Annotated in this window: 9 protein-coding genes; 6 read left to right on the top strand and 3 right to left on the bottom strand. The window is 37.2% G+C overall.

Annotation, left to right across the window (positions count from 1 at the left end; translation table 11 throughout):
* On the bottom strand, positions 1–694 hold a 694-nt coding region (locus WCM76_06805; GenBank protein MEI6765334.1), incomplete at its 3' end, for a hypothetical protein.
* A gap of 21 nt (positions 695–715) precedes the next feature.
* Positions 716–1621: a hypothetical protein gene (locus WCM76_06800; protein ID MEI6765333.1), complete on the bottom strand. Its 906-nt coding sequence runs from the start codon at positions 1619–1621 to the stop codon at positions 716–718.
* 200 nt (positions 1622–1821) lie between these two features.
* On the opposite strand from WCM76_06800, the gene WCM76_06795 reads away from it, so the two are divergent.
* The 6 genes from WCM76_06795 to WCM76_06770 all read left to right on the top strand — a co-directional run bounded on the left by WCM76_06795 (position 1822) and on the right by WCM76_06770 (position 8943).
* The gene (locus WCM76_06795) at positions 1822–4347 is read left to right on the top strand and encodes a tetratricopeptide repeat protein (protein ID MEI6765332.1); all 2526 of its coding nucleotides are present in this window, start codon (positions 1822–1824) and stop codon (positions 4345–4347) included.
* Between the two features lie 126 nt (positions 4348–4473).
* Positions 4474–5691, top strand: a complete 1218-nt coding sequence (locus WCM76_06790; GenBank protein MEI6765331.1) for an SUMF1/EgtB/PvdO family nonheme iron enzyme — start codon at positions 4474–4476, stop codon at positions 5689–5691.
* 72 nt (positions 5692–5763) lie between these two features.
* On the top strand, positions 5764–6327 hold the full coding sequence (locus WCM76_06785; GenBank protein MEI6765330.1) for a hypothetical protein: 564 nt from the start codon (positions 5764–5766) through the stop codon (positions 6325–6327).
* 33 nt (positions 6328–6360) lie between these two features.
* Positions 6361–6873 (top strand): hypothetical protein, encoded by a 513-nt coding sequence (locus WCM76_06780; protein MEI6765329.1) that lies wholly within the window; start codon positions 6361–6363, stop codon positions 6871–6873.
* 30 nt (positions 6874–6903) lie between these two features.
* The gene (locus WCM76_06775) at positions 6904–7467 is read left to right on the top strand and encodes a hypothetical protein (GenBank protein MEI6765328.1); all 564 of its coding nucleotides are present in this window, start codon (positions 6904–6906) and stop codon (positions 7465–7467) included.
* 27 nt (positions 7468–7494) lie between these two features.
* A complete protein-coding gene (locus WCM76_06770; protein MEI6765327.1) occupies positions 7495–8943 on the top strand; it encodes an SUMF1/EgtB/PvdO family nonheme iron enzyme in 1449 nt (482 codons plus the stop codon).
* Positions 8944–8987: 44 nt separating this feature from the next.
* Here WCM76_06770 and WCM76_06765 read toward each other — a convergent pair whose 3' ends face one another.
* Positions 8988–9638, bottom strand: a complete 651-nt coding sequence (locus WCM76_06765) for a porin family protein (GenBank protein MEI6765326.1) — start codon at positions 9636–9638, stop codon at positions 8988–8990.
* Positions 9639–9723: the final 85 nt, after the last annotated feature.

Genomic DNA, 9723 nt, shown 5'->3' with positions numbered 1-9723 from the left:
GAATTTCACTCACGATGTGATCAGCGTTCTGTTTGTCGGTTTGAATTTCACTCACGATGTGATCGGCGTTCTGTTTGTCGGTTTGAATTTCACTCACGATGTGATCAGCGTTCTGTTTGTCGGTTTGAATTTCACTCACAATGTGATCGGCGTTTTGTTTGTCGGTTTGAATTTCACTCACGATATGATCAGCGTTCTGTTTGTCAGTTTGAATTTCACTCACGATGTGATCAGCGTTCTGTTTGTCAGTTTGAATTTCGCTCACGATGTGATCAGCGTTCTGTTTGTCGGTTTGAATTTCGCTCACGATGTGATCGGCATTTTGTTTATCCTGTTGCAGCTCATTTATTATATTATCAGCTGTATGTTTATTTTCCTGCAGCTCATTAATAAGCCCGTCGAGTGCACTTTTTTCATGGTTGACTTCAGCTAAAATTCCGTCAAAATTTTCTTTTTCAGATTGCAGTTCTGCGATGAGGGCCTCTGCGGTGTGTTTGTCATTTTGTAATTCGGTATTAATAATATGCGAATCGCCAACATCGGCGCTGGAATTGTGCTGTAATGATTCCATTTCGCTACGCAAAGTTTCAATATCATGTCGTAGCTGCTCATTCTCTGTTTTTAACAATTGAAGTTCATTGTTGAGATTTTCGAGGGCGATGTTAATCTGAACATCTGAAATATCTGAAGCCATTTTTCTAAATTTACTGAACGGTTATTTTTTTAGTGCATTTTTTAACGCAAGCGATTTTGAAAGTACCTCCGATGCAGCACCGCTTAATATTCCATTATTTTTACCCGTACTAAGTTTATAGTCTTTATAGTATGCTTTTTTATAGTCTTCTAAATTCTTGTATTTCTCTTGTGCATATACATTTTCAAACCCATCAGACGTCTTTTTTATACCAATTTTTTCGTTCTGTTTCCATTTGTCTTCAATGATTTTATCCCAATAACCCGATTCGTTAGACTTAATCTTGCCGTTCTCATCAAAGCATTCTTTTATGTGATGTATTCTATGATCTCCGAAAATTGATTTATCATAAAGATTCGATTCATCGGGAGGCCTTGTATAAATATTCGTCACATCGCCAAACCGATTATTTGCTATATCTGTACTTACATGACTTCCATTAACAACATAGCTCTGATGATTGCTCATGTTAATGTTTTTTCCGTCTGGCACATATTTATCAATGATATTTTTTATTGGAGGGGCATCAAATGCCCACGAATTTTTTCCATTGGAAGCGGCAGCGAATTGAGCGAGCCCGCCACCTAATGAATGACCAGTGTTCGTTACATCAGCTCCGGCAAATTGTTCACTAAATTTTTTCGCATCTTCAAACTGCTGAGGCAAGTCTGGTCTATCGGTGAATTGATTTCTGCCTATTTCCAGATCTGTATTCCAATCTCTCCAATCTGTTGTTTCAGTTCCTCTGTGAGAAATGAAAATAGCCCCATTCTCATCCTTAAAAGCAACACCGTAATACCCCGATGGTTTATTACAAACATCGAGAACTGTATATGAATGGCCGCTAAAACTAACTTTTTGTCCTTTTCCCCAATCCTGGTAACTCGCTTCAGCAAGTTCTAAGAATTCTTTTGGGTTTGTATTCATAATTTCTACAATTGGTGCCGACATAAGTTGTTAGAATATTTGCAGAACAAATCTGTTGACCACGCAATTCTTCATACAATAGTTGTTTTTTCAAAAAATTGCATTGTAAATATATAAAAGAAATTAATAAAATTAATACTTTGTTAATTATTTTTATTTTAGTTAATTCCTTTTTTATAATTTAGCGAAAAAATGGAACGATGCGTTTTAAAACCTACTATTTTACTGTACTATTTTTGTTGCTTCATGGCTTAACTAATGCCCAGATAATTATACCGGATAACAAGCCAAAACAAAATAATAACACAAATCCACAGCCAGCGAATACTGATAATAAGCTCGTTCTTAAGATATCTCCTAATTTGAAATGCAAAATTAAAGTGGATGGAGAGGATAAGGGTATCGTGGATGCCGGTGGAATAAAAAAGGTGTATTTGCAAAAAGGTGAATTTAAAATTGAAGCCATCAGCACTGAAAATGTACTGGATATTTTTGTAACAAAATATACAGTTGAAGAGAAAGATATTAACTCTGAGAGGTTATATGAAATTGATCTTGAAAAATTACGCGAAACCCGTCTTGATAATGAAAAATTACAGCTTAAAGCGAAAATAGATGAACTCATTAAAAATGGAAATACGTATACATCTCAGGGAAATTATGAAAAGGCAATAATTGAGTTCTCAAAAGTTATTTTATTAGATCCTCAAAATCCAATTTCGTATAATAATCGTGCGAACTCATACAATAGCTTAAAAATCTATGACCTAGCTATCAAAGATTATTCGATTGCGATAGAATTGAATCCCAATGACCCCATCTATTACAACAATAGAGCTGTTTCCTTTAACGATCAGGGAAAGTATGATCTTGCCATCGCTGATTTTTCAAAAGTAATTGAACTTCTTCCAACTTTCATTTATGCATATATTGGTCGTGGGGATGCTTATAATTCACAAGGGAAATATGATCTTGCGATTGCAGACTATTCTCAGATTATTTCTGTTAATCAAAATTCGGCTGAAGCGTTTGCATCGCGGGGCAATACATATTACGAACAAGGCAATTATGATCTTGCTATAAAAGATTGCACCAAAGCTATAGAAATTGACCCTCAATATTCGTGGGCCTTCAATATTCGAGGGATCGCGTTCTATAATAAAGCCATGTACGATACAGCAATAGCGGATTATACTAAGGCTATTATCATCAATCCAAATTATACTGACGCTTATGTGAATCGTGGTGACGCATATATGAGTCTAAATAATTATACTCTTGCTATTGCGGACTACTCTAAGCTGATTGAAATTGATCCAAAAAGCAGTAAAGCATTTTGTGGGCGTGGCGATGCATATTTTTACCAAAAATTATACGATTTGGCAATTGCCGACTATTCGAAGTCAATAGAAATTGATCCACAATATATAGAAGCCTACCTCGGTCGGGGCGCGTTTTATAAATTTCAGGGAAAATACGAGCTTGCCATTGCGGATTATTCTAAAGTCATTGAGATATCTCCAGAATATTTTGAAGGCTATCGCGAGCTAGGGGATATTTACTCTGATCTAGGAATGTATGAAATGGCTTTGAAAGATTACGATAAAGTAATTGAGCAGGAACCTGATTGCTATTATTGTACCGTGGAGCGGGGAAATATTTTCAAGCAGATGGGAAATCTAAGAATGGCTCTTGTTGATTTTACAAAGTCCATTGATTCAGGGAACACCTGGGCATATGTAGACAGGGGGATGATATACTACGCTCAAGGCAAGTTTCGGCTTGCAATTTCAGATTTTACAAAAATTAAAGATGAGGAGCGTGAAGCATTTCCTTGGTTATCTATAAATTATAGATTGAGAGGATATACATATTATAAGCTAGGGGATAAAGTTAATGCAGTATCTGATTTTATTAAATATAAAAATCTCACCGGTTATGATTGCAACAATGACATTGATTGGGACAAAATGACCGATACCTTGAAAACAAGTGAACAAAAAGAGAGTGCCCATAATAACATTTTGAAGGAAATTAAATCAAATATGGTGTTTGTTCAGGGTGGCACATTTATGATGGGATGCAGGGCAAAAAGTGATATGGATTGCCGAGAAGATGAAGAGTCAAGTCATCCTATTACCGTTGGAGATTTTTATATCAGTAAATTTGAATTAACACAGAAACAATGGGAAATAATAATGGGTAGGAACTACTCTCTCACGAACGGTTGCGAGGACTGTCCCGTTGAATCGGTGAATTGGTTTGATGTTCAGGAGTTCCTTGCTAAATTGAATTTAATAACAAGCCGAAAATTTAGATTGCCAATGGAATCTGAATGGGAATTTGCTGCACGAGGTGGAAATAATTCAAAAGGGTACAAATACCCTGGAAGCAATAATATTTGTGACATAGCCGATACAAACCAAAAAAATAAATTTAATTATAGAGTCGGTCAGTTTGCACCTAATGAACTGGGAATTTACGATATGTGTGGTAATGTTGATGAACTCTGTTCAGACGTATACTTTCCAGCAAAGTTAACGCCTATTAATCAATCGGGGATAAATGACAAATACAGGGAAAAAATACATGCTGTAAGGGGTGGGTGGGGTTCAAATCCTTTTAGTTGGGATCAGAAAAGGGATTATCGTATAACAAATCGGTATGGTGTTCCGGCTGGAAAAAATGTAGGGACAATAGGTCTTCGGCTTGTATTGACTCCGTAACTTAGGCTAATTGCATAAGGTCAGTAACCTTTTTAGAACGTGTGAGGAAAAGAGGTGAGGAGTTGTATAGCCGAAAGTTTACCTCTGTGCACTCACAGTATTATTATTAAAAAAAATAGTTCAAGCATGAAAATAAAAATCAAATTAATTAATCTCATTTTTATACTGCACCTTCTTATACCGCTTGCGGTGCAGGCACAGATAATTATACCGGAGAACAAACCGAAACAAAATAATAAGCCGACCAACTCGCAGCCAGAAAATCTAAATAAACTTACGCTGAAGATTCTGGCGAATAAAAATTGTATAATTACGATCGATACCGAAGATAAGGGTCTTGCACAGGCCAATGTTATAAAAAAGATTTATTTGCCGAAAGGGGAGTTTCTGCTAGAAGCCAAAAGTACAGAAGACAGCCGCGATATTTTTTATATGAAATATACCGTCGTACAGGAAGATATCAATTCCGAGAAGCTGCTCGGCATTGATATTGCCAAAGTAACAGAAGCCCGCCTCGAAAAAGAAAAAGCCGATATCGAAGCGAAAAAGGATGCAGAATATCTAGCACAACAGCAGAAATATTCACAACTCGATGCCGAAGAAGAACAGCGCAAAGCAAACGAAGAGCTAGAGAAGGATAAGGCCCGCCTTAATGTGATGCTGAAAGAGCTCTCTGATAATATGGTAGTGGTGGAAGGTGGGACATATACCATGGGCTGTACTTCCGATCAATGGCCCAATTGTTATGGAAGTGAAAAGCCAGCGCATGAGGTGAGCGTCGGGAGTTTTTATATCAGCAAATATGAAGTTACACGCACTCAATGGAAAGCTGTAATGGGAGTGGATGTAGATAATAACTCCGCCTGTGATAACTGTCCTGTAGAAAATGTTAGTTGGGATGATGCCCAGGAATTTATTGCCAAACTAAACGCGCTTACCGGACAAACTTATCGCCTTCCAACCGAAGCTGAATGGGAGTTTGCAGCTCGTGGAGGAAACCTCAGTAAAAAGTATAAATACCCGGGAAGTAATAAACTCAATGATGTTGCATGGTTGGCGGAGAATAGTAATTATATAATTCACCCTGTAGGGATGAAAAAACCTAATGAGTTAGGTCTTTACGATATGGGCGGCAACGTGTGGGAATGGTGCAGCGATTGGTTTGGCGATTTTACGACGGATAAACAGGCAGATCCACCCGGTGCTGATATTGGCTCAGGGCGGGTTGTTAAAGGTGGCAGTTACCTGATCGGGGCACTGCGAGGGCGCTGTGCATCGAGGGGTACCTCAGATCAAACTACAGCAGAGGCTGGGACTGGTTTCAGACTCGCCAAGGGAAAATAGTGTGTTAATATTAAGTAATACTATATTTATATTTATTAGTTTTGTTTACATTTAACACTAAATTTATATAAAATGAAAAAGTTATCCATTCTATTATTTGCATTAGTAATTTTAACTTCATGCAAGTTTTATAAATTAACCGTGAGCGACCGCAAGATTTTTGAAGGCAGCAAAATGGATATTAAAAGTCTGCAACTCTACAGTCCCGATTACGATTGCATTTTCATTGCAGGGGTTGAGGATTCCAGAAATGCTGTTAATGAAAAATCTCCAATGCCCTCAATGCCTTTTCCCGGAAAGGTCGCCGGTGAAAGTGTCAATACCAAAACATGTGCAATAGAGCGAATTAGTGATGTTTACCATGAGCGAATAATTTTGCGTAAGCATACAAAATTAACCTGTACATCAGCAGACTCTACCGGCCTTTTTGTATCGCTTGATAAGGCGTATTCTCCTGTGCTTTTTAAGGTGACCAAAGATGGCTATTTCCATATTGAAAAGAATAGTTTCATAAAAATGACCGGGAAGGAATATTATGTATTGAACGAGGTGTTTTTAAATGTTAAAGGGAAATTTGTTGACAAGCATCACTCTATTATTATTAAGTTGAAAGGAAATGCTCCTGAATGTAAATAAATATTAATGTCAATACTTATAAACCTCTGTCTTATGAAAAAATTATTTTTTCTGGTGGCTGTTTCAGTTCTATTAATTTCCTGTAACAAAAATATTTTCAAGTTTGCGCCAAACGATAAAAGAATATTTGATCAATGTAAACTTGATTTAAAAAATCTGCAGTTGTTCAGTCCGCAGTACAAATGTTTCCTGATAGGCGGCACCTATAATGTGGCGGAAAGTGTAAATCCATTGAACTGTCGCATCGAAGCGCTTGGCAAGATCAAAACAGATATCCTTTATTTGCGACCTTATACTAAGTTGACCTGTGTAAAAGAAGAGAATGGCGAACTGTATATTTCAATTGACGAGTCGTTTCCACTGCTCGTGTTTCACGAAGGGTTGGATGGCTATTATCTAAAAACAGACAATAGCGGATTCATTACAATCGATGGCAAAGATTATTATTGCCCACAAGCTTTTTATTTGATGGTTAAGGGAAAATATATGGATAAATCAAAGTCCTCTATAAGGCGAATCAAAGGAAATAAACCGAAATGCCAATAGTCCGGCAATAAGTGCTTTAATTCAAATGATATGAGTAAATCAATTATTGCATTCGCGATATTTTGCTTCAGTCTTGTAAACACTTTTTCGCAACCGCGAAACATCGAGCAAACTTACGGGCCGTTCAGGTTTTCAGTTCCTGAGAACTGGAGTACGAATGCTAATTCGCCCGTGACACATAGTCGCTTATATGAAAATCCGGCAGGTGACTGTTTTTTTGGGATAATAACTTTGCAGGATACAACGAGGCTTTTTGAAAAGCTATCATCAGAGATTCCGGGTATGACCGGCGCAACGGGGCTGCTTGAAGAAAGCGAGGAAGCGGCATCAATAAATCAATATACGCTGCTCACGTATAATAGTGCATCAAAAAAAATGATCGTACAGTTATATCAGATCAATAAAATGACCTACTGTTGCTTTTTATCTTTTACCAATACGCTTTCAGACCGTGATCTTAAAATAGTAAAAAATATAATAACGACGGTATCGACAGCGGAAGGGCCGGCCCCCGTTGCTGTAAAACAGAAAACTTTTTTTCAGAAATATTGGTGGTTGCTTTTGATAATTCTGTTAGTTTTGAGGGCCGCCTGAGAGAATTGCGGAATAATATTTTTCTTAATGAAAAGCAGGAATATCTTAATAAAATGTCTTGCGACTATAGCTTGTCTATTGTTCAACAGTGTGCTATATGCGCAGATAATAATTCCTGAGAATAAGCCGAAGCAAAATAATAACACGAGTCCGCAGCAAGCCACATCGAATAAATTTATACTTAAAATTTCATCTAATCTTAGATGCAGAATTAAAATTGACGGAGAAGATAAGGGTATAGTCGAGAATGGTGGGATAAAGAAAGTGTATCTGATAAAGGGCGTTTATAAAATTGAAGCCATCAGTACAGAAAATAATTCTGATTTTTTTAGTTCTAAATATACTGTTATTGAACAAGACCTGAATACTGAAGACTTGTATGAGATAGACCTATTGAAAATCCGAAATAATAGGATTGCAAATGAGAAGGCAGCAGAAAATGAAAAAGCTGCTGTGAAAGCGAAAGCCAAATATGATTCGATTGCCCGGGCAAACGCTGAAATTGCAGCCAGAGTTAAAGCTCTAGCACAGGCAAAATCAGATTCTATAGAAAGGATTAAACGTGAAGACATTGCTAAAGCGTTGGCAATTGCGGAGTTTAAGGCGGATTCGACAGCGAAAGCCAAGGCAGATTCAATTGCAAAAGCCATTGAATCTGCATGGAATGCAATGCCACAGGAAATAATTGATCAATATGATCTTACTTTTGTTAAAGTAAATGGGGGCTATTTTTTAATGGGCAGTCCATATTCTGAAGTTGAAAGGAATAGCTATGAAACGCAGCACCGAATCGAGCTTAGTAATTATTATTTGGGAAAATATGAAGTGACAGTCGCGCAGTTTAAGGAATTTGTTGATGCGACAGGAATAAAAACTGATGCCGAAAAGGATGGTTGGAGTTGGGTGATGAAGGGCAAGAAATGGAAAAAGCAAAAAAAAGTTACCTGGCAATATGATAATAAAGGCCGCAGATATAAGGGCGACCTTACCGAAAATGATCAGGCTGTTGTTCATGTAAGTTGGCATGACGCCAGTGCCTATTGCAACTGGCTTAGTGAAAGAACAGGAAATGATTATCGCTTGCCTAATGAAGCGCAGTGGGAGTACGCTGCAAAAGGCGGATTAAAAAGTAAAAACTACATTTTTTCTGGTAGCAATAACATAGATGCAGTAGCTTGGTACCTGGGAAATGGGGAAAATAGAATCCATGCCGTTGGACTGAAGCAGCCCAATGAACTTGGAATTTATGATATGAGCGGGAATGTGTCAGAGTGGTGTAGTGATTGGTATGAGAATGCATACTATGAAAAAGGTCCTACACAAAATCCTGAAGGACCTACAGATGGGACTGAACGTATTTACCGTGGTGGTTTTTGGGGGGCTAATTCTGGGGATTGCCGAGCATCTTTTCGGAATTACAGCAATCCTGGGAATAGAGGTGGTAGCGTTGGCATCAGATTGGTCTTAATACCATAACTCACAGGTTGGAAATTTTGTAAAAAAACGCTTTAGAACTTGGATTATATTGGGGGCGCATCAATGTTATACATGTTCTTTAAGATTTTTTTTCCAGAGCCGGGATTAACATTGAATGTAATTCCGAACAATAAATTACCAGAGTATGTTTTATTTATTTCTTGAAGTTTTGAGATATCTGAGAGGCCGATATTATTTCTTGCTTCGATAGAAAAACCTCGTAATAATTGAACACCCAATCCGACAGTTAGTCCAGCATCTATTGTTTTGAATACTTTATTGGAATTTTGAGTTCCTGAAATATTAGGGTCTTTATACTCCTTGCTATGATTCAATAAAAGCCCCATGTAGGGTCCGAATGTGACAAATATATTATGCCCAAATCTAATTAATGCGGGGATAACTAAATAATCTAATTTGTTTATTTCTCTTACTCCCCGCCCCACGGAGTCCATAATTTGATACCCGAACCCTTTGCGTTCATAGCAAATGTTTGTTGAAATTGAAAAAAAATGCCCCATAAAAATGGTATAAGAAAGTCCGGCTGAAAACCCTACCCTGACATTATATTTTGCAAAATCTGAACTGATATGTGTTATTGTTGGCCCTACTAATACTCCTATTCGTTGCTGGCCAAAACTTAATTCTCCGATAAAAAGGAGTGAGATGAACATTAAAAATTTGATTATTTTCATCACATATATTTTTCTCATTAATAATCAGAATCAAAATCATTACGATGTTTAGCTAAGGTCAATACGCTATTTGAGATAATTAGTA

It is taken from the genome of Bacteroidota bacterium (assembly GCA_037133915.1).
Classification (GTDB): Bacteria; Bacteroidota; Bacteroidia; order Bacteroidales; family CAIWKO01; genus JBAXND01.
Note: the sequence above shows the minus strand (reverse complement) of the source record. Positions and strands in the feature narration are given on the sequence as shown.

Excerpts from the sequence above, each read along its gene's own strand:
- WCM76_06795 (MEI6765332.1), top strand. The coding sequence starts at position 1,822 with ATGCGTTTTAAAACCTACTATTTTACTGTACTATTTTTGTTGCTTCAT.
- WCM76_06780 (MEI6765329.1), top strand. The coding sequence starts at position 6,361 with ATGAAAAAATTATTTTTTCTGGTGGCTGTTTCAGTTCTATTAATTTCC.
- WCM76_06770 (MEI6765327.1), top strand. The coding sequence starts at position 7,495 with ATGAAAAGCAGGAATATCTTAATAAAATGTCTTGCGACTATAGCTTGT.
- WCM76_06790 (MEI6765331.1), top strand. The coding sequence starts at position 4,474 with ATGAAAATAAAAATCAAATTAATTAATCTCATTTTTATACTGCACCTT.
- WCM76_06765 (MEI6765326.1), bottom strand. The coding sequence starts at position 9,638 with ATGAAAATAATCAAATTTTTAATGTTCATCTCACTCCTTTTTATCGGA.
- WCM76_06775 (MEI6765328.1), top strand. The coding sequence starts at position 6,904 with ATGAGTAAATCAATTATTGCATTCGCGATATTTTGCTTCAGTCTTGTA.
- WCM76_06785 (MEI6765330.1), top strand. The coding sequence starts at position 5,764 with ATGAAAAAGTTATCCATTCTATTATTTGCATTAGTAATTTTAACTTCA.
- WCM76_06800 (MEI6765333.1), bottom strand. The coding sequence starts at position 1,621 with ATGAATACAAACCCAAAAGAATTCTTAGAACTTGCTGAAGCGAGTTAC.